18 protein-coding genes are annotated in these 21,154 nt (G+C 54.0%); 5 read left to right on the top strand and 13 right to left on the bottom strand.

Annotated features, from left to right (window positions below):
• A partial coding sequence (locus FBQ85_05205; protein MDL1874557.1) for a T9SS type A sorting domain-containing protein occupies window positions 1–2,540 on the top strand: 2,540 nt, incomplete at its 5' end.
• 171 nt (window positions 2,541–2,711) lie between these two features.
• Window positions 2,712–3,134: a nucleotidyltransferase domain-containing protein gene (locus FBQ85_05210; protein ID MDL1874558.1), complete on the top strand. Its 423-nt coding sequence runs from the start codon at window positions 2,712–2,714 to the stop codon at window positions 3,132–3,134.
• A gap of 184 nt (window positions 3,135–3,318) precedes the next feature.
• Here the strand turns inward: FBQ85_05210 and FBQ85_05215 are convergent, their stop codons facing one another.
• From FBQ85_05215 to FBQ85_05250, 8 genes are all read right to left on the bottom strand, one after another.
• Window positions 3,319–4,524 carry an amidohydrolase gene (locus tag FBQ85_05215; protein MDL1874559.1) on the bottom strand — a complete coding sequence of 402 codons (1,206 nt, stop codon included), beginning with the start codon at window positions 4,522–4,524 and terminating at the stop codon, window positions 3,319–3,321.
• A gap of 152 nt (window positions 4,525–4,676) precedes the next feature.
• Window positions 4,677–5,813 carry an o-succinylbenzoate synthase gene (menC, locus tag FBQ85_05220; protein MDL1874560.1) on the bottom strand — a complete coding sequence of 379 codons (1,137 nt, stop codon included), beginning with the start codon at window positions 5,811–5,813 and terminating at the stop codon, window positions 4,677–4,679.
• A 157-nt stretch (window positions 5,814–5,970) separates the two neighbouring features.
• Complete coding sequence (locus FBQ85_05225) at window positions 5,971–6,780, bottom strand: GNAT family N-acetyltransferase (GenBank protein MDL1874561.1); 810 nt, start codon at window positions 6,778–6,780, stop codon at window positions 5,971–5,973.
• 34 nt (window positions 6,781–6,814) lie between these two features.
• Complete coding sequence (locus tag FBQ85_05230; protein MDL1874562.1) at window positions 6,815–8,185, bottom strand: SpoIID/LytB domain-containing protein; 1,371 nt, start codon at window positions 8,183–8,185, stop codon at window positions 6,815–6,817.
• Window positions 8,182–8,622 carry a VOC family protein gene (locus FBQ85_05235; protein MDL1874563.1) on the bottom strand — a complete coding sequence of 147 codons (441 nt, stop codon included), beginning with the start codon at window positions 8,620–8,622 and terminating at the stop codon, window positions 8,182–8,184. The genes FBQ85_05230 and FBQ85_05235 overlap by 4 nt, the downstream gene beginning before the upstream one ends.
• Window positions 8,623–8,631: 9 nt before the next feature.
• Complete coding sequence (locus FBQ85_05240; GenBank protein ID MDL1874564.1) at window positions 8,632–9,354, bottom strand: chemotaxis protein MotB; 723 nt, start codon at window positions 9,352–9,354, stop codon at window positions 8,632–8,634.
• A 109-nt stretch (window positions 9,355–9,463) separates the two neighbouring features.
• Window positions 9,464–10,393, bottom strand: coding sequence for a 1-phosphofructokinase family hexose kinase (locus FBQ85_05245; GenBank protein ID MDL1874565.1), 930 nt, complete (start codon window positions 10,391–10,393; stop codon window positions 9,464–9,466).
• 11 nt (window positions 10,394–10,404) lie between these two features.
• Window positions 10,405–10,788: a DUF2007 domain-containing protein gene (locus FBQ85_05250; GenBank protein ID MDL1874566.1), complete on the bottom strand. Its 384-nt coding sequence runs from the start codon at window positions 10,786–10,788 to the stop codon at window positions 10,405–10,407.
• A gap of 247 nt (window positions 10,789–11,035) precedes the next feature.
• Here FBQ85_05250 and selA point away from each other — a divergent pair, with 247 nt between their 5' ends.
• From selA to FBQ85_05265, 3 genes are all read left to right on the top strand, one after another.
• Entirely contained in the window at window positions 11,036–12,436 is a 1,401-nt protein-coding gene (selA, locus tag FBQ85_05255; protein MDL1874567.1) for an L-seryl-tRNA(Sec) selenium transferase, read from the top strand.
• 232 nt (window positions 12,437–12,668) lie between these two features.
• Complete coding sequence (locus FBQ85_05260) at window positions 12,669–12,983, top strand: DUF433 domain-containing protein (protein MDL1874568.1); 315 nt, start codon at window positions 12,669–12,671, stop codon at window positions 12,981–12,983.
• Complete coding sequence (locus FBQ85_05265) at window positions 12,983–13,162, top strand: hypothetical protein (protein MDL1874569.1); 180 nt, start codon at window positions 12,983–12,985, stop codon at window positions 13,160–13,162. The genes FBQ85_05260 and FBQ85_05265 overlap by 1 nt, the downstream gene beginning before the upstream one ends.
• Window positions 13,163–13,261: 99 nt before the next feature.
• On the opposite strand, the gene FBQ85_05270 is transcribed toward FBQ85_05265, so the two are convergent.
• The 5 genes from FBQ85_05270 to FBQ85_05290 form a co-directional block, all read right to left on the bottom strand.
• Window positions 13,262–16,084, bottom strand: a complete 2,823-nt coding sequence (locus tag FBQ85_05270) for a pyruvate, phosphate dikinase (GenBank protein MDL1874570.1) — start codon at window positions 16,082–16,084, stop codon at window positions 13,262–13,264.
• A gap of 105 nt (window positions 16,085–16,189) precedes the next feature.
• Window positions 16,190–17,935 carry a S41 family peptidase gene (locus FBQ85_05275; GenBank protein MDL1874571.1) on the bottom strand — a complete coding sequence of 582 codons (1,746 nt, stop codon included), beginning with the start codon at window positions 17,933–17,935 and terminating at the stop codon, window positions 16,190–16,192.
• 121 nt (window positions 17,936–18,056) lie between these two features.
• A complete protein-coding gene (locus tag FBQ85_05280; protein MDL1874572.1) occupies window positions 18,057–18,944 on the bottom strand; it encodes a hypothetical protein in 888 nt (295 codons plus the stop codon).
• Between the two features lie 46 nt (window positions 18,945–18,990).
• The gene (locus FBQ85_05285; GenBank protein ID MDL1874573.1) at window positions 18,991–19,626 is read right to left on the bottom strand and encodes a dTMP kinase; all 636 of its coding nucleotides are present in this window, start codon (window positions 19,624–19,626) and stop codon (window positions 18,991–18,993) included.
• Between the two features lie 64 nt (window positions 19,627–19,690).
• Window positions 19,691–21,124 (bottom strand): MATE family efflux transporter, encoded by a 1,434-nt coding sequence (locus tag FBQ85_05290; protein MDL1874574.1) that lies wholly within the window; start codon window positions 21,122–21,124, stop codon window positions 19,691–19,693.
• Between the last annotated feature and the right edge of the window lie 30 nt (window positions 21,125–21,154).

The following is a 21,154-nucleotide window of genomic DNA, read 5'->3' on the forward strand; positions in this document are numbered from 1 at the left end:
ATCCCGTGCTTTTACCTGGCGCGGCCGGTAGTTGGGATGAATACAATGTCTGGCCAAGCAGCGGAGCCGTTCTGAAAGATGGCCTTTTTCACCTGCTCTATACGGGCGTGAATTTCGCAAATCCAAGCAACAGCCCAATTGGTTTGGCAATCTCGGCAGACGGAATTACTTGGGAGAAAAGCGGCGTTAACCCAGTTCTTCCATCGGGTCCGGTGGGATCCTGGGATCATGAAGGATTGGGAAACGGCTCACTCCTGTTTGACAGTGATCGTTTCAGACTGTGGTATGGCGCGCATGACGCCTCCGGCTCATGGCACATTGGATATGCTGAGTCAAAAACTGAAGATGCACAAAACTACGCTCTCGATTTCGACGGCAGTGATGATCTTGTCAAGTTGCCCCGCAATTTTCTGACAACTCCTGAAGAGATTTCCCTGGAGGCCTGGGTAAAAACAAGCTCTGAAAAACCTCTGATGCTGGCAATATCATTGGAAGGCGCTTACGGCTTTTACCTCAATCGCTTCGCAATTGGAACATGCACACCCTTTTTCGACGGCGGCACAATCCACGGCAATGACTTTGCGTATGGTGCAAATTTGAATGACGATCGCTGGCATCATGTCGCTGCAACACACGCTAACGGCGAGTTGCGCATTTTCGTCGACGGCGACTTCGCCGGCGCTACGAATGAAACACTCTTCGATATTAATACGCTCGACCGGACAGCGGCGATTGGCGGGCAATTCGACGGCAGCGAATATATGTTTGACGGCATCATCGATGAAGTACGCATTTGGAACATTGCCAGAACCCAGGCTCAGATTCAGGCAAACATGCACACGCGTTTGCAAGGCAATGAGCCCGGTTTGGTTGGTTACTGGCAATTTAACGAAGGCGATGGCCAGGCTACGCACGATGCCTCACCCTTCGCAAATCACGGCCAGCTCGGCCACTCGTCGAACGTGGATACGGCAGACCCGGTTTGGGTTTTGGCAAATCGCAAGAAGGATGATGAATCCTGCGGCATTCCGCTTCCCGCTGCAGCAGCCTACGGCAATATTCCCGGCGGCGACCAAGCGCATGCGGACAACGTTGGCTTTTGTTTTGACGGTCAACCCGGCGCTTTGTATCTCACGTTTGAAGCGTATGACATTGATCTGCAAACGGAAGTCAAAGTCAGGTTAAACGGGGAAAGCATTTTTGATCTTCCGATAACGTCGAACAATGCCTGGAGTGGGTTGATCGGCCTGTTGTTGCCGGATCAATTAATTGACGATTCCGGCTCAAACCAGTTGAGCTTCGACAATCTCAAAAATCCCCCCAAGAATTGGCGCTGGGGCGTGCGCCAGGTTTCGATCGATCCGTTTTACGCATTGCCTTCTTCTGCAGCACTCGGCCGGATTCGGAACGGGGATGAATCTCATTCGGACAAAGTGGTTTACTTTTTCTCCGGCCAGCCGGGTGATCTCGATTTGGCTTACGAAGTTTATGACATCGACAATGCTCATGAAATGGACATTCTGCTCAATGGCGTCAAAATTCATGACGAAGCGACCACGGCCAATGAAGCCTGGAGTGAGCAGCGCATATTGTTGTTACCGGACGGCCTGGTGAACGATACCGGCATCAATGTATTGATCTTCAACAACACCAAGAATCCCCCGAAGAATTGGATTTGGGGCGTGCGCAACGTGAGCGTGTCGCTGGCGCAGGCAGCAACGCTTGCGCTGAATCTGTCGCAAGGATTGAGTTTTAGCGGCGTGGCGCTGCAGCATGCCTCAAATTTATTCGACGGCCAAACGCGCCCGCCGGCGCGGCCAGAGGGCGATGACGATGGTGCCGCGGATTCAACCCTGGCAGGCGTGGCGACCATCGGGCCGGAAGGTTATTTGACTGTGGATTATGCGGCCCCGCAACAATTCGACGCGGTGATGATTTATCCGGAATGGAATGCGCAGCGTTATTTTCGTTATCGCATCGAAGCCTCGCTGGACGGCCAGAATTGGCAAACGTTGATTGACCGAACAGCGGCGGCGATGCAAGGCACACAATTCGTGCCGCTGCCGCAAACTCTGGCGCGCTTCATGCGCATTCGTGGCGCGAGTTGTGTTGTGGACGAGGCGTTTCTCCCTGCCGGCGTGAATGAGCAGGATTACTGGCAGGCACATGATGCGTTGATCGAAAACGCCGCGCCGCAAGAGTTGGCGCTGGCAGAGCTGGCCTTGCTGCGCCGGGAAAAAATACTGCACGTCGATGCGCACACCGAGGCTTTGCCCACAGTGTTTCGGCTAGCGCAAAATTATCCGAATCCCTTCAATCCCTCGACCACGATTCGCTTTGATTTGCCGCAACGCGAGCAGGTGAAGCTTGCAATCTACAACACGATGGGGGAATTGGTGCAGATACTCACGGAAGGAAGTTTATCCGCAGGAACACACATGTTCACGTTTGAGGCGGCGGGCTTGGCTTCCGGGGTTTATTTGTATCGCTTGCAAGCGGGCGCGTTCAGCGAGACGCGCAAGTTGCTGCCGATGAGATAGTTGAAATCAGGAGGCTTTGGTGGAGTGTTCCGGCAACGGCTTGGCCGTTGCATAAAAACCTCTCTGAAATCGCGATACTCGAAGCCTTTAAAACTCGGCAGCAGCCGAATTTCGTCAGAGCGCTCAAAATTATCCATTGCTATTCAGGCACAAATCTAATAAGTTTTTGACATGGAATTTGATGCCTTAAAACGGTGCCTGAAGCGCTACCCGGAAATCGTTGCAGCGTATTTATTTGGTTCGGCTGTGAGCGGAAAGATGACGCCGATGAGTGATATCGACGTGGCGCTTATCGTGCGGGACGAAACCACTTTGGATGAGATATTATTGCTAACCAGCAACATTGCGTCTGACATACAAAGACTATTTCATCGTGAAGGCGATGTTAAAGTATTGAATCGCATTCAACGATTGCCGTTTCTGCATGAAGTTCTTGCGACCGGGAAGTTGATCGTCGAGCGTGAGCCGGAAATCCATCGCCGCTTTATCCGCCGGATTTTAACGGCATACTTGGACTTTCAGCCGGTTTACGAAAAATGCTTGCGGACTTATGCCAGGAGCCTCCAGCGTGGTCAGGCCCAATCTCGAGCTTGAAAAATCGTTTTTTATTCGTTATACGAATGACCAGTTGAAACAGGCGAGCGCAAAAAACCATTCGTCAAAATGATTTGAGTCAAAATCATTCAAATTTGACTACAATGGTTTTGACTTTATCTTTTCTGCTTGTCATTCATATTCGCTATGAAAAACTGGCCGGCAGGTGGGTTGTAAGGCATTTTTAATGAACCTGCGACAACGCTGCCGAGGCCACCCTCGCCGTTTCCGCCAGCACCGCCGCGCCGATAAATATACTTTCCTCCGCCACATAAAAGTGCGGGGCATGCGCCGCCACGAATTTTCCTCCGGGCTCACAAGCGCCAATGCGTAAAAAACATCCCGCCATCTTCTCCAAATAAAACGCAAAATCTTCTCCCGCCAGATTCAAAGAACCGAGCGGCGCAAGCGCCTCTTCCCCAAGAATATTGCTCACGGCCTGCCTCGCCCAATTTGCCGCTTGCGATGAGTTGTTTAGAACCGGCGTGCCTAAAATGATTTCGACGTCTGCGAGCAAACCGTAAGCTTGCGCAATCGCTGTGGCAAGCCGGCGAACCTCATCGTGCAGAAGCTGTCGCGTCTCCGCGTCAAGCGCGCGCAGCGTGCCGGTGAGTTGCGCGCGCTCAGGAATAATGTTCGCCGCGCTGCCGGCGCGCATTGTGCCGACGGACACCACGCCGGCTTTGGCGGGATTGAGACGCCGTGAAACAATCGTTTGCAAAGCCGAAATCAACGCTGCTGCTCCGACAATCGGATCTGCAGCTTCATGCGGCCGCGCGCCGTGGCTGCCGCTGCCGATCAACTCGATTTTGAATTCATCGGCAGATGCGGCGAGTGCTCCGGCTTCTGCCACCACTTGTCCCACCTGAAAACGCCGATCGACATGGCCGCCAATGATGGCTTGTACGCCTTCCAAGACGCCGTTTTCCAATATTGCCAGCGCGCCTTTGCCGATTTCTTCTGCGGGTTGTAAGATGATCATGACATCACCGGCAGCGGGATTGGCGGCGAGCAAATGCGCCGCGCCAATGGTCCACGTGGCATGCACATCATGGCCGCAAGCATGCATGACACCCGGATTCACCGAAGCATACTCCAAATCCGTTGCTTCTTGAATCGGCAGCGCGTCAATATCGCCGCGGATGGCCACAACCGGCGCGCGAGAATTTCGGCCTTTGATGCGGGCAATGACGCCGGTACCGGCAACATGTTCGAGCTGCTGCACCGGCAATTGCGCCAGTTCGTCATAAAGCTTTTGTGCGGTGCGGTGTTCTTGAAAGGATAGTTCGGGATGTTGATGCAAGTCGCGGCGCAGGGCGAGAAGATGTGACTTTAAGTCATCAGAAAAATGTGAAACAAGAAAATCGGATAATCGGGGAGTTTTCTTCATTAAATTTTCTGTACATGCTGAAGTGAAATCGTCGCTTTTGAGGCAAGCGCCCTGAGAACAGATTCAATAAATCAACTCAGACAAAATCAGCGTGAATCGGCGTTGATCTGTGCTCGAGGTTTTGGTTCTAGCCCGTTCACATTGAAAGGTTTTCATTTGGATCTTGTTGCCGCAATCGCCTCACACCTCACCGTCAACTCATCCACCCGATCCAAATTCACGGTCACGCCCATGCCGGGTTTGTCAAGCGGCACGGTGACCATGCCCTCGGCATCCATCGTCCATTCCGGTGTCACAATGTCGCGTTCCCAATAGCGGCTGCTGGGCGAGAGATCGCCCGGCAACACGAAATTCGGCAACGAGGCCAGCGCAACGTTGTGCGCGCGGCCAATGCCGCTTTCCAGCATGCCGCCGCACCACACCGGAATGCCGTTCTTCGCACAGAAATCGTGAATCGCAATTGAAGCGGTGAACCCGCCAACTCGTCCCGGCTTGATGTTGATGATGCGCCCGCTGCCCAGCGCCAGCATATCTTCCGCTTTGTCGAGGCCGGTGATGGATTCATCCAAACAAATCGGCGTTTTGAGTTGCTTTTGCAAGGCGGCATGCCGCACAATGTCATCCCATGCCAGCGGCTGTTCGATCATGATGAGATCGAAGGCATCGAGTTTTTTAAGTAGATCAATATCATTCAATGAAAACGCGTTATTGGCATCCACCATCATTGGCGCCTCCGGACCGAGCGCTTCACGCACCGCGGCCACGAACGCCACATCCGCGCCGGGTTTGATTTTCACTTTGATTTTACGATAGCCCTGGGCGCGGCAAGCCGCGGCTTTTTCCACGAGAATTTTCGGATTTTTTTGAATACCGAGCGAGATGCCGGCGGCAATTTTCTCACGCGTGCCACCGAGCAGGCGGCTGAGCGGCACCGCCTGAATTTGCGCGGCCAACTCCCAAGCGCCCATTTCCACCGCGGCTTTGGCCATGTTGTGCCCGCGAAAATTTTCTTCGAGCACAGGAAAAATCTCGCGCGGATGATGGAATGTGCGTCCGAGCACCCGCGGAGCAATCCATTCGCGAATGGCGAGCCAGGCGGTTTCAACCGTTTCTGCGGAGTAGTTCGGCGCTTCGCCGGCCACACACTCGCCCCAACCGGTGACGCCATTGACATCGCGCAGTTGCAGCAAAAAGATGCGGCGATCCGTCACCGTGCCGGAGGAAATTTCAAACGGCTCTTTCAACGGCAGGCGAATTTCACGCAAGGTGAGACGTTCGATTTGGATCATGATCTGACTATGCGGTTACACATCACGGTTGTACAGAAAAACAAAAAACTTTGGACGCAGATTTTCACGGATTCACACAGATTGAAAATCCGTGTCAATCCGTGGCTCAATCTTTTGGTTGCGGTCAAAGGCCACGCGACGAATGAAATCCAGCGTTCTATTTCTCGACGCCATAAAAACAGCGGCCATTTTCCGGATCGCGATAAAAACCGGCAACGCGATAACCATGATCCAAATAAAAAAGACAAGCCTGGCGCACGGATGCTTGCCATTGCATTGCGGTTTCCAGCGAGCTTTCTTTGACGGCTTGAATATCCGGTGGAATTTCGATACGCATGCGCGCGTGCACGAACGCAGAGTTTTCTGAGAGCGTCGCGCATTGCCCGTGGGGGTTGATGATGCCGGCGTCTTTGAAACGTTCGCGGGCCTTTGCCGAGGTGTCTTCTGTCTCCTTTGACGGCTTATCCGATGAAATATGCCACGCCACAACGAAACGATCCAATGCCAGGCCGCGATGCAAATCGCTTTGCGAATCGCTATCATACATGTCCGGCACATACTCTTCGACCTCAACGCCCAGGCGATTGAGATTGAGATGGGCGTTGCGCGCCACCAGCGGATCGTAGGTCCAATAAATTGTTTCCACGCCAAGCGCTTGCACCAACTCGCGTTGATACAATTTTAAGCGTTTGCCAATGCCGAGATCACGCGCTTCCGGCCGCACGGCGAGCATATCGGACCAATGCACCAGCCGCCCGTTTTTCACGCCCGTCAAGCCGAAGACGAAACCGATCAACCGATCGTGCTCATCGAATGCGCCGGCGGCAACGCCGCCGATTTTTTGGCTGACCAATAAAATTGAAGGCGGCACCATTTCAGTGAAAACCGCGCCCCACGTTTCCTGCTGCAGGGCGACGCAGGCTTTGTATTCGGCGTGCGTGCGAAACTGGCGAATGGCGATTTGCATCGTGCCTCGGGTGGAACCTGAGCTTTGTTCGAGGTTAATAAGCGCGCCTCAAACGAATGCCGGAATAGTAATGTTTGAGAATCGCTTCATGCTTGCTGCCGCGCAAGGCCATCGTGGCCGCGCCGATTTGGCACATGCCCACGCCGTGTCCCGCGCCCGCGCCGCGAATGATGAACTGCGCCGCGCTGCCGTTTGCGCTGCTGGCCGTTTTATCGACAACAAACAAACTGCTCCACAAGGTTTGCGGCGACAAGGCTTGGCGAATCGCCAATTCTCGGTTGATCTCAAAACTTTTTTTTGTGCCGACAACGCGTAACTTGGTGATGCGGCCCGAAACGCCGCGACGCATGGCTTGCAGATCGAGCAAATCGCCAAAATCTTCGCTGGTTTGTTTGCGAATATTGTCGCGCAATTCTGCTGCGGCGAAAGTCATCTGCCAGCGAAAATATTTTTTGCTGTAGGCCATGCCCGCGGGCGCGGCAATGCCTTCGAGATTGCAGTTTGCCGCCGGGTTGCTCGCCAGCCAGGCGCGCACGTTTTCTTCCACTGTCAAATCTTCAACCGCGTTGTGCGGGGAAACAGAATCAAACACGCCGCGCAAATGCGGCCGCGCATTGCCGGACCAGATGCTTTCATTGTTCTCCGTGTGCCCGCCGCAAACACTGGCATAGGGCGCGTTCACGACTTCGCGATTTTGATTGGCCAAAACGATTCCGAACGTTTCATTCACCGCGCGATCCGTCAGCGCCGAACGTTGACTCTTGCCGGCATAAGCCTGGCAAGTGGCGTCGCCGCAAATATCAAAAATGGCGTCATCACGATTTGGCTTGAGCTTCATCATGACTTCGCTGCGCGCGGCGATAGCTTGCGCCTTCAATGCTTCGAGCGGAAATTGCGCATTCATTTCCGCGGGCAACACGCCGGCAAGATAATATTCCACCGGCAAAATATTGACCACGGTAACCTTGCCGGACGGTGTGAGATGAAAGCGCAAACGATCGTGATAACTGCGCTGTTCCTTGCCCAGCGCAAGCTTGATTTCATGCGCATTGATTTCCGCGCCCTCCGGCAAGGTGAAGCGTTGCGCGCCGTCGCGCGTGCGTAATTCCAGCGGCTGTTCAGAAATGCCGCTGGGCTGCACGATCCAGGTTTCGCCTGCCGGTATGTGTGTTTGAAATTTGCCGTCCGGGCCGCGCACGCTGAAGGCTTCGGCGACCTCGAACTGCGCTTGCGCCGCATCCAAAATCAAACCCACACGAACCTCTGGTTGCTGCGAATGATCCATGGCGGTGTAAGGTTTCAAACAGGAGGTGAGAAGGAACGCGGGCAAGACCAGTAGGATGCGAACACCGGCGATTGTCTCTTGCAACAAGTTTCCAATTTGATAGTTTTTTGCTTTTTTCATTTCTTGTTCAATTGGGATAAATGCGTGACGGTATAATCGTAATCATAAGTCGTAACTTCGTAGCGATGCCCATAAGGGTCGCAGAAATAAATTGAAAACGCCTTGTCATGATCGACAACCTTGCGCCGCGTCACGCGCTGCCCGGCCTCATCAAAAATGGGGAATTGTTCGAGATGATCCAGAAAGCGCAGGAATTTTTGGCCCTCGGTGCGAAACGCGACGCGGTGATGTCCCGCGGTTTCACGATTGCCGCGCGGCGCACCCGCAAACAGCGCAAGCTTGGAGTGGCCGCCATCGCTGGAAATCATCAGCGGCCCTTCGGGATGAGCCGCCCAATCCTCATGTTCACGCAAAATTTTTAAGCCGAGAGCGGCTTCATACCACCTGGCCGCTTCATGGCGATCAGGCACGAACAACTCGACGTGATCGATTTGCATATGCTGGCATCAGTTTTTGGGGATTACTCCGGAAGCGCCGCCGGCCGGTAGCAGCGAAATTTCGATGCGGCGATTGCGGCTGCGGCCTTCCTTCGTTTCATTGGTGTCAACGGGATGATATTGCGAAAAGCCCGCCGCCTGTAAACGCTCGGGCGCGATGCCCACACTTTCTTGCAGGAAGCGCACAACGTTTGTAGCGCGCGCGGCGGAAAGCTCCCAGTTGGTGGGAAAGCGCGCCTGCAAACGCGCGGCGATGGGCACGTTATCGGTATGGCCCTCGACGCGAATAATTTTGTCTTCAGCGCTTTTGATGATATTGCCGACGCGCTGCAGCACTTGCACGCCTGCCGCCGACAAATCCGCTTCACCGGACGGAAACAGAATTTTATCCACCAAACTCACCGATAAACGATCGGCGAGTTGCGTGATTTGAATCTCTTTTTGCTCGATTTCATTCTTCAGCTCATTGATCAAGGCCTCGTGCGTGCCGGTCAAGCGTGTGATTTCCTCGTTCTTTTCCGTGGAAACCTTGGACACTTCTTCTTTGAGTTGCTGTGACAAGGCTGCGATTTGATTCTCGAGGGTTTGCACCTTCTGAGTCAACTCGAGATTCACGGCGCGCTGCTGTTCGAGATCACGCTGCGCCAGGCGCTGCTTGTTGTAGAGATAACCGGAGACGGCCGCCAGGATCAGAAGGAGTCCGGCGACGAGAATGACGTAGGAAATTTTCATGGAAGCTGGTTTAAACTGTGTTCGGTTGAATGTTCACGGGTTCATTTCCAGACACGGTATTAACAAAGACCATACTGATAAGAACAGCCAACGGATTTTGATTTGAACTCTAGGTCCTCTGCAGGTGAACGCGAGGCGCAAGCGCCTTAATCTCGGCAAGATTGGCGTAACCCGGCATGTCATGCGCGGCATTTACGGCGCCTGCTGCCAACGCAAATTGAATCAATTCTTCCTCCGGCATGTTGCGCAACCAGCCGTAAAGAAAAGCCGCAACCATTGTGTCGCCGCTGCCGAGCGCATTGACATAATCAATTGCCGGCGGCGTGGCGACATATTGCCGGCCGTTGGCAAAAACATGAACCGGCTGCTCGCCGTCTGTGATGAAAATATATTGCGCCCCAGTTTGCCCGAGTTGCGCCAGGGCCTGCTGAAGATCTGCAGGCCGGCGCACATCGAAGCCGAACGTATTCAAAACTTCATCGCGATTGGGCTTGAGAAAATTCGGCCCGGCAGCCAAGCCGTGCCGCAACGGCGCGTCATAAGAATCCAAAAATACCGGCACGTTGGCCTGCCGCGCAGCGCGGATGAGATCGACATACAAATGATCAAAGCCTTCGCAGGGCATGCTGCCGCACAGCGCCAGGGCCCGGCATTGCGTCAAGCGCTCGCTTACGCACTCGACAAGTTTGGCAACTTCCTGTGCCTGCAACTGATGCCCCGGCTCGAACACCGCGGTATGACGCGTCGAATCCGTTTCCATCAGCGTGAACCCGATGCGCGTTGTTGCGGCGATCTCAACAAAATCGTGTGGAATTCTTTCTGCATCCAGCAATCGCCGGATAACCGCGCCGGTATACCCGCCGGCAAAACCGGTTGCAAGCGTGTTCTCGTTCAAATTGCGCAAGGCGCGCGAGACATTGATGCCCTTGCCGCCGGCAACTTCTTCCAACCGGTGCGCGCGATGGGTTTTCCCGAATTGCAGTTGGGACAGCCAAAGCGTTTTATCCAGCATGGGATTGGGCGTGACGCTGAGAATCATTGGCGTTCGCTTTAATTTGTCTGATCCGGCTCTGCTTCATCGTCATCGGATTCGGCGCTGCGTGTAACCGACCAGCCGCGCAAATCGAGTCCCGACAACAATTCCTTCGCGGCCTCGGCTTGATCTTCGCGCACCACAAGTTTAACCGATTGCGCCGGCGGCACGCCGAGATAATGAAAGTTCTCGCCCTCGATGTAATAATCGAGGCCGGCGCCTTCCAACAATGATTTGATGACAACGAGATCAGCGGAGTTGAATGTGACGAGAACTTTGACATAAGCTGGAAGATTTTCGGGTTCCATTTCTTCCGGCAATTCCTCAACCAAAGGAATATGGCAATCCGAGCACTCCGTGATTCCGTCAACATATTCCGAGCGACAGTTGGGACAAAACATGGCGTCCTCCTAAGCAATCTATATACGAAAAACCAAAAGCGACGTGGCGCTTTGCCAAATCGTTGATTGCGATCCTGCGTTGCGGCAAACCGGCAATTTTCTGAAAACGACAGGATAACGTCGGAATATGTCACACCTTTTATCAAGAGTCAAGGCTGCCGCGAGATTTTTGCTTGCTTTTCAGCGACGGCATGGTAATATATTTCACAACGTTTTTCTATACGGAGAAAATGTGTCAAATAAAATCATGAGAGATGATCAACCGTTGCGCCTGTTGCCGGCGGTGGATAAGATTTTACAGCATGATCGCCTCACGCCTCTGCGCGCGCGCCTCGCGCCGGAGTTTTTAGCGGAGTGCGCACGACGGGCAGTGGCGCTGTTGCGCGCACAATGGCAAACCCAGCCACCGGCGCAGGCGGATGAGTTAGCGGTACTCGCACAGGCGGTCGAATTGACGGTTTCCCAGGCACAGAAGCTGCTGGCGCCTCGCCTTAAGAAAGTGATCAATGCCACCGGGATTATTTTGCACACCGGTTTGGGTCGTGCGGTGTTATCCGAAACCGCGCTAGCGGCATTGCGGGACATTGCGCCGGGTTACTGCAATTTGGAAATCGATCTGGAAACGGGCAAGCGCGGCGATCGCCATCTTCATGTTGAGAACGTGCTACGCGAATTGACCGGCGCGGAAGCGGCTTGTGTGGTGAATAACAATGCGGCCGCGGTTTTGTTGGCGTTGAATACCATCGCCGATAAAAAAGAAATCATGCTCTCGCGCGGGCAAATGGTGGAAATTGGCGGCGCGTTTCGCATGCCGGAAGTGGTGAAAAAAAGCGGCGCAAAGCTGGTCGAGATCGGCACAACCAACAAAACCAAGCTGCAGGATTACGCCGCAGCGATTACACCGAAAAGCGCGGGCATTTTGGTGGCGCACACGAGCAATTATCGCATTCTCGGATTTACGCATGAAGTGGCGCTCAAGGATCTGGTTGAGCTGGCGCACCGTCACGGCCTGGTTTTGGTTCATGATTTGGGCGGCGGTGTGCTGGTTGATTTGCGGCAATGGGGTTTGCCTTATGAGCCATTCGTTTCCGAAAGCATTCAGGCCGGAGTTGATCTGGTGACGTTCAGCGGCGACAAGATTCTGGGCGGGCCGCAATGCGGCTTGATTGTGGGCCGGAAAGAATTGATTCAACGCCTCAAAAAAAATCCGCTCATGCGCGCGCTACGCTGCGACAAACTGACGCTTGCGCTGTTGGAGAACACCTTGCGGTTGTTTTTGCATCCCGAGAGTTTGCGCGAGCATCATGCTGTCATTCACATGTTGACGGAAGATGTCGCACTGGTGCAACAACGGGCGCAACGGTTGTATGACGGTTTGCGCGCCGTCTGCGCTGAAAATTTTTTTATCAAAATTGAGGCCACTGCGAGTGAGGCCGGCAGCGGCGCTTTGCCAATTGAGAAGATTCCCAGCTTTGCTGTGACCGTCCGCAGTACCAATCTCTCCGCGGCAAAATTGGCAAAGGCCCTGCGCCTGGCAGAGACTCCAATTATCGGTTATGTGCAGGATGATTGCGTGTGGCTGGATGCCCGCACGTTGGGGGAGGAGGAGGTTGGAACAATAATAGATGCCTTTAGAAAACTGCGGTAGCCGAAAAAAACACAGTATCGGTTTTTCATGTGGTCTGAAACAAGAATTACTCGGACATTTTGCAAAGAATTGTTTTCAGAGTGAAGCGCTGGCTCTCGAGCAAAGTTCTTCGTGCTTGAAATACCGGAATTTCTTGCTATATTATGCGCGATAAAATTACTGGATAAAGTGGGATTGAATGCATTTCGACGATTCAATGAATTCCAGAAAAAATGATCGAAGCGAGGCGTCTATGCCTGTTACAGAAACAAATTATCTACACATCACTCTTGATGATGTCGGTGTACCGGTCATATCAGGAACAACGATGAAAGTCGTCGAACTGGTTTTGGAAAAGAACGCCTACGGTTGGAGCCCCGAGGAGCTTTATTTTCAACATCCGTATCTGACCTTGGGTCAAATTTACTCGGCGCTTGCTTACTACTGGGATCATCGCGAAGAGCTTGATCAAGACATTGAACGCCGGCTTGAATTTGTGAACAGCGTTGAACGCAGGACGCCGCGCCCTCCGCTTGTCGATCGGCTTAAAGCCAAAGGGCTGATCTGATGGCAATCGCTTTTTACATGGATCAACACGTACCCAAAGCGATCACCGTTGGTTTGCGGCTACACGACATTGATGTGGTCACGGCCTACGAAGATGGATCGGCTGAGTTGGCAGATTCGGAGTTGTTGGATCGTGCGGGTGATCTCGGGCGTGTGCTTTTCTCGCAAGATGATGATTGATGCCAGAGACAGGTCATCTCTGAATTCCGATTCAAAACCAAAATCGCCCACCTGTTCTCCAACAAGTGGGCGATTTCTTTTTCAATCAATCAAAGACGATCAGTCTTTGTCTGCTTCTTCCAACGCTGCTTGCGCCGCGGCCAGCCGTGCAATCGGCACGCGGAAGGGCGAGCAGCTCACGTAGTTCAGGCCGAGTTTGTGGCAAAGCTTCACGGAGGCGGGATCGCCGCCGTGCTCGCCGCAAATGCCGACCTTGAGCTTGGGCCTAGTCTCGCGCCCGCGCTTCACGCCCCACCTCATCAACTCACCGACGCCTTCCGCATCGATAGTTTGAAAAGGATCAAACGGCAGAATCTCGTGCTCGACGTAATAGGGCAGGAATCGCCCGGCATCGTCGCGCGAAAGACCGAAGGTGGTTTGGGTCAAATCGTTCGTGCCGTAGCTGAAGAACTCCGCTTCCTGCGCGATTTGATCCGCCACGATTGCCGCGCGCGGCAACTCGATCATCGTGCCGACCATATAGTCGACTTTCGTGCCTTGCTCGGCAAACACTTTCGCCGCAGTTTCACGCACGATTTGCGCTTGCAGCTTGAGCTCGTTGATATGGCCGACCAGCGGAATCATGATCTCCGGCAAAACGTTCTTGCCTTGCTTCGCGACTGCGCAGGCGGCTTCAAGAATTGCGCGCGCTTGCATTTCAGTGATTTCAGGATAAACCACGCCGAGACGGCAGCCGCGATGGCCGAGCATGGGGTTGAACTCGTGCAGCGCTTCAACTTTGGCTTTGATCTTTTCAGCGGGAACGCCAAGTTTCGCCGCCAGATCGGCCTGTTCGCGTTCGCTGTGCGGCAGGAACTCGTGCAACGGCGGATCGAGCGTGCGAATCGTCACCGGCAAATCGTTCATCACTTCAAAAATGCCGATGAAATCCTGGCGCTGGAACGGCAGGAGCTTGGCCAATGCCACGCGCCGGCCCGCTTCATCATCCGCCAGAATCATTTCACGCACCGCATCAATGCGGTCGCCGCCAAAGAACATATGCTCGGTGCGGCACAGGCCAATGCCTTCCGCGCCGAAAGCCACGGCATTGGCAGCTTGATCGGGCTGATCGGCATTCGTGCGAATGTTGAGCTTGCGATACTTGTCCGCCCACACCATGATGTCGGCATAGATGCGGTAGGTTTCAGATTCCTCCGGCTGCATGGTTTTTTCGAACAACACTTGCAGGATTTCCGAAGGTTTGGTTTTGATCTGCCCGGAAATCACTTCACCGGTGGTGCCGTCGATCGAAAGCCAGTCGCCTTCGCGCAGCGTGCGGCCTTTGACTTGCATTGTGCGCGCCTTGTAATCGATTACCAGCGCCTCGCAACCGGCTACGCAAACCTTGCCCATCTGGCGCGCCACCAATGCCGCGTGGCTGGTCATGCCGCCGCGCGCAGTGAGAATGCCTTCGGAGGCATCCATGCCTTTGATGTCTTCCGGCGAGGTTTCGATGCGCACCAGAATGACTTTTTCGCCCTGCTTTTTCCACGCCACCGCATCTTCGGCGTTGAATACGATTTTGCCGGAAGCAGCGCCGGGGCCGGCATTCAAACCCTTGGCCAGCAAATTGCCGTGCTCGACGGCCGCTTGCTTTTCGGTTAAGTCAAAAATCGGGCGCAGCAATTGGTTGAGCGCGTTGGGATCGAGACGGCTGAGCGCTTGATCTTTCTTGATGAGTTTTTCATTCACCATGTCGTGCGCAATCTTGAACGCGGCGAAAGCGGTGCGCTTGCCGTTGCGCGTTTGCAGCATCCAGAGTTTGCCGTTTTGCACGGTGAATTCGATATCCTGCATTTCTTTGTAATGGCGCTCGAGCGTTTTGCGAATCTTCATCAACTGCTCGAACACTTTTGGCATGTCCTGCTCGAGGCGTGCAATCGGCTCGGGCGTGCGAGTGCCGGCTACCACGTCTTCACCTTGCGCGTTGATCAAGTATTCGCCGTAAAATACGTTTTCTCCGGTGGCAGGATCGCGCGTGAACGCCACGCCCGTGCCGCAGTCTTCGCCCATGTTGCCGAACACCATCGATTGCACATTGACCGCAGTGCCCCAGCTCTCGGGAATGTCATAAAGTTTGCGATACGCGATGGCACGATCGTTCATCCAGGAGCCAAACACCGAGCCGACTGCGCCCCAAAGCTGTTCCATCGGGTCTTCGGGAAAATCGTGGCCGGTGCGTTCCTTGATGGCCGCCTTGAACTCATGCACCAATTCCCGCAACGCCTCTGCGCTCAACTCGTTGTCGAATTTCACACCGAGTTTTTCCTTTTTATCGTGCAGAATTTCTTCGAAGGGATCAATGTCGTCTTTATTGACCGGCTTCAGGCCGAGCACCACGTCGCCATACATTTGCACGAACCGGCGGTAGCAATCATAAGCAAAACGTTCATTGCCGGTTTTGGCGATTAGGCCTTGCAGGGTTTCATCATTCAAACCGAGATTGAGCACGGTGTCCATCATGCCGGGCATCGACACGCGCGCGCCGGAACGCACAGACAGCAGCAGAGGGTTTTTTGTGCTGCCGAACTTGGCGCCCATGATTTTTTCCAAATGGGCCAGCGCATTTTCGACTTGCTTCTTCAAAACCTTGGGGTACTTGCGTTTGTTTTCATAAAACGCCGTGCAAACTTCCGTGGTGATGGTGAAACCGGCAGGCACCGGCAAGCCGATGCTCGCCATTTCCGCGAGGTTTGCGCCCTTGCCGCCGAGCAAGTTCTTCATGCTGGCATCGCCTTCAGCTTTGCCGTCGCCGAAGGTGTAAACATATTTGTCTTTGGCTTTACCATTACGCTTGCTCGCCAGCTTTTTTAGCTTTTTTCGCGTGAGCGAATTTGAATTGTTTTTGGTAAGCGCCTTCTTTTTGGTTTTGGCTAATGCCATGTCGTGTGTCCTCCGACTGAAAGTTTATGTGAATAGTGATCTGGTTGCTTGTTCCTGGCTGCTTATCTTTACCAGTAACAAGGAACAAGCGGCCAGCAACTAGATTTAACCTTTTCGTTTTGCGCCCGCGCCCAGAATGGCGAGATAGCGCTCTTGGCTCTGCAAAATTTTGATGGCTTCTGCGAGATAAGGATCGTCGTCAAACGTGGCTTCAACTTTTGCCTTGGTGCCGAATAGTTTAGCGGCAATCTCTTTCTCCAATTCCCGCACGATGTAATCGCGATTGCGCGCGAAATCGTCGGTCTTCTGCGCTTTCAACGCGGTTTCCAGGCCGGTGATTTCATCCTGCAACACCTCGAGATAACCTTCTTCAGCGGCGATTTTTTTCAAATTCGCCAGTTCGTCTTCACTTTGTGAAACGTAGCTGAAGCCCTTCTCTTCGATGAATTTGCGGAATTGCGCGAGAATGTCGTCGCCCACCACGAAGTTGCGCGGCAAATCCCGGTGCTGATTGGCATATGTCAAGGCAAAATGGAAGAACAGCGATTTGCGCCGCAGCTCATACTGATAGCGATTGAGACGCGGGCTTTCGATGCGAATATCCGGCTTGATGCCGCCGCCGCCGTGCATCTCGCGTTTGTTGTTCAGGGTGTAATAGATATGCGTGCTGTCATTGTTGACTTCCGAGGCAATCGTTGCGGCGCCGGTGGTAGGCGACTCTTCGCCCAATTCCTCGTCTGCGAGCACCTCCGGCGCGGCCTCACGGCGCAACCGATCGACGCGCTGAATCAAACGGCCGCTCGGGATGTAATATTTTGCCGTGGTAATCTTCAAGGCCGCGTCGCGCGTGATCGGAACCACGGTTTGCACCAGGCCCTTGCCGAATGTTGGCTGGCCGATAATTACGCCGCGATCCAAATCCTGAATCGCGCCCGCAACGATTTCCGAAGCCGAGGCGCTGTAATCATTCACCAAAACGATGAGCGGAAGGCTGCCGGCAATCGGCTCGGCATCGGAGCGGTACTCTTTCACGCTTTCTTCCATGCGGCCTTTGGTCGACACCACCAAATCGCCTTTGCCGACAAAATTTTCCGACACCGACACCGCCGCGTCGAGCAAGCCGCCGGGATTGTTGCGCAAGTCGAGAATCACGCTCTTCAGCCCCTGCGCTTGCAACTCGCGAAGGGCCTGGCGAATCTCGTAACCGGCATTCTTTGAGAATCCCGCGAGCTTGATGTAACCGATGCCGTCTTTGATGATGCCGGAATAACTCACGTCAAGAATCGTGATTTCCGCGCGAATCAAGCGAAAGTCAAGCGGTTCCGGCTCGCCTTCGCGTTCGATTTTCAATGTCACCGGCGTGCCGATCTCGCCGCGCAAGCGCTTGGCCACTTCGTTAATCGAAATCCCGCGCGTGGTTTGGCCGTCGATCGCGATAATGCGGTCGCCTTCACGAATGCCGGCTTTGCCTGCGGGATCGTCTTCAAACGGCTGCTCGACTACCGTAGGCCAGCCCTGCTGCTCGCCGATGCGCATGCCCAAACCGCCGTATTTGCCGGTGGTGATGATCTGCAGATGCGAGTTGGATTCGTCTTCGATCAAAGTGGTGTAAGGATCGAGCGTTTCCAGCATGCCGTGAATGCCGGCCTTCATGAATTTGTCGGGATCGACCGGCTCGACGTATTTTTTCGAAATCTCCTGATACACCAGCCCGAAGATTTCAATATTTTTGCGAATCTCGTGGACGTAATCGGCGCTTACGCCGACGCCCCAATTAAAAAACCAACCGGCGACCGTAAGTCCGGCAGCCATGAAAACGACGAGGGCGGCGGTTTGCTTTTTCAGCGTCATAGAAAAACTCCTTGATTGAATCGCCAGCAGGCACAAGTGAAAATGACTCGCCTTACACCTTATTTTATTCACCGTTCAAAGTGTAAGTCCGGGCATATGTTTTTTGTCAAACTTTTCTTGTTTACTTCTGCGGCTTCGCGGTAGCCGGCACTGCTGAAGCTGGCGCCGGCGGCGCTTTGCCGGAGCTGCGCAAATTGACCATGCGGTTCAACAGATCAAACCAAAACGGCGCGCCCAGCGAGGCGGCCAGCGCCGTCAACATCAAGCCAATCACTTTGGTGATCCATTGCCAATCCGAGGTGTCATCATCTTCCCAGCCGATGGTCAAGCCGATTTTCTTAACCTCTTTCAAGTTTTGCATGGCGCGATTGACCGTGGCCGAGTCTGCGCTGGCGGTTTGCCGTAAATAATCCTCGGCTTGCGCCACCACCGCCTGGCGCAACACCGTGTCTTGTGCAAGTTTGTTGGCGATGCTGATCGAATCGGCGTTGATCAACACTGTGACCAAACATGCGAAAAACAAGGTGATTTGTTGAATGCGGCGTTTATACCAACCGGATATGCGGTCGGTCGCATCGTTGAACCATTGCTCGATCTGCGCCTGAACCTGCAGCGCGTTCCCCGCCGCCTTGTCGACGAAAACGCGCAACGCCTGTTTCACGTTTTCATTGGGCAGTTTCTCCACCGCACTTTTTAAATCCTGCACCTGGCCGGTATGATCGCGCGTCACGATGTCGAGCAACGCCAGGGCAAACGAATGCGAGGGAATATACGAAGGTTTTTGCCCTTTCTTATAAAATGCTTTAATCAGATGATGATTGTAAAGCTCACGCGCTAATCCTTGATGATTCGGATCTGCCAGAATATTGCGAATGCCTTGCACGAGAGTGTCGGAGCGCAAGCTCAGGGCTTGCGCGACCAGTTCGTTGATCGCGGTGCAAATCAAGCCCAGCAGCAGATACACCAGAATCAAGCCGATGGCGATTTCAAGAATGACGGAACCGAACATGGCGGCCTCCCGTGCGGGCGCGGTGGGTTTGCGGAGCAACAATCATTTATACTTGCAATCCAAATTTCTGGCGTAAGTTTTTATCGACGTCGTCGCCGATTGCGGCAATGCTTTGATCGCCATTGATGATGATGATGCGTTGCGGCTCGGCCGCGGCGATTTTGAGATAGGCGGCGCGCACACGCTGGTGAAATTCCTCACTCTCGTTTTCCAGGCGATCTTTTGCGAGGCCGTTGCGTTGTTGACGGCCGTGTGCGACTTCGACCGGCAAATCAATTAGAAACGTCACATGCGGCAGCGTGCCGCGCGTCGCAAAGTGATTGACGGCCCTGACAAACTCGAGATCAAGGCCGCGGCCATAGCCTTGATACACCGTGGTGGAATCGACATAGCGATCGGCCACGATGATTTTTCCAGCGTGCAGCGCCGGCAGAATTCGTTCGCCGGTAATTTGCGCGCGCGCCGCGGAATATAACAGAATTTCCGTGCGCTCGTTGAGTCCGGCATGGCGCGTATCGAGCAGAATTTTGCGAATCGCTTCGGCAATCTCGACACCGCCCGGCTCGCGCAAAAATTCCACATTGTCGTATCCGGCTTGGCGCAGCCGCTCGCACAAGCGCCGGCTTTGTTCGCTTTTACCGCAAAAATCAATGCCTTCGAAAGATATAAAAAAGCCGGCCATGTTCAGGTAAATTCCAGGACTCAGTAGGTAAATTTCGAATAAATTTCAAGCGAAATTACTGACATCAAATATTCAAAAACTTCCACTTGCCGCGGTTGAAACGCCAATAGTTCGCGGCCAGGCGAATGGTTTCATCCAGCATATGCACCAACCACAGGCCTAACAGCCCGCCCTTCAATAAAAAAATAACTATGGCATTGGCGCCGATTTCAAAAACAATCACCGCCGCGATGCTGAGCCACATGAGCCATTTGAGATCACCGGCCCCGCGCAAATTTCCCATCAACACGTTGTTCACGGCTTTGGGAAGCTGGGTTAACGCAAACATGGTCAACGGGAGCAGGCCGGCGGTGATCACTTTGGGATCGGAGGTGAAAACACTCAAGATAGGCTGGGAAAATACCACAAGTAAAAGTATGACGATCATGACAAACGCATACATCACCCAGCCGGACACTTCCGCGGTGCGTTCGGCCAGTTGCTGGCGGTCGGCGCCGAGATTTTGCCCCATCAGCGTCATGGCGCCCAGGCCGAAGCCCATGTAAAACATGGAGAGAATCGCCTGAATGCGCATGAAGGCCTGATGGGCGGCGAGCAAATGAATGCCGAGCAAGGCGACAAAACTGGTGACCACGAGCTGGCCGAAGGCCCACACGAGTTGCTCAATCGTGGTGGGAAAGCCGGCTTTGAAGAGGCGCTTCAGGGTGGTGAAGTTGGGCTGCGCCATCTCGCGCAGCGAGAGAAACAGTTTGCTTTTACGGCTGCGCACCAAATAAAATGTGGCCACGAAACCGGCGGTGTGCGAGAGGCCGGCGGCGAACGCCGCGCCCTGCACCTCCAGGCGCGGCAAACCGAACAAGCCAAAAATGAGCAGCGGCGAGAGTACGAGATTCAAGGCGTTGATGCCGAGATTGATCATCATCGAGAATTTCGTCTCGCCGATGCCGCGAATCACGCCCACCGCAATGAAGTTGGTGATGATGAAGGGCGAAAACACAGCAATCGTGCGCAGATACCTCACGCCCGCGAGTTCGGCCTCCATGCCGCCTTCTTTGATGAGCTTGAAAATCTGCGTCGCGCCGAAAAACCAAAAGAGCGCCAGGCCAATCGCGATCATCGAGCCGATGATCATGGTCTGGCCGAAGATATGATTTGCCTCCTGGCGGTCGCCGCCGCCCAAATTACGATTGATGATCAGCGAACTGCCCACCACGAAGGTGAGCAGAACCGTCATGCACAGCACGATCACCTGAATCGCCATGCCGAACCCGCCAAAAGCCGCCGCGCTGATGCGACCGATGAGAATCGACTCGATCGTCCACATGATCGTCTGCGAGGCGAGATCGACAACGGTCGGCAACGAGGTTTTGAGCAGATTGGCAAGCGGTGAGGCTTCGGGTTTGGCGGCTAGACGCCCGTTTTGAGAATGGACATCGCGGTTTCTCAGCAAAAATTTTTTGAGAGAAAACCGCGACGCCTCAGAGCTGGTTTGCGGCACGAAGCTCCTCCAACAATCGCGCGATCATCG

The organism is Cytophagia bacterium CHB2, assembly GCA_030263535.1.
GTDB lineage: Bacteria > Zhuqueibacterota > Zhuqueibacteria > Zhuqueibacterales > Zhuqueibacteraceae > Coneutiohabitans.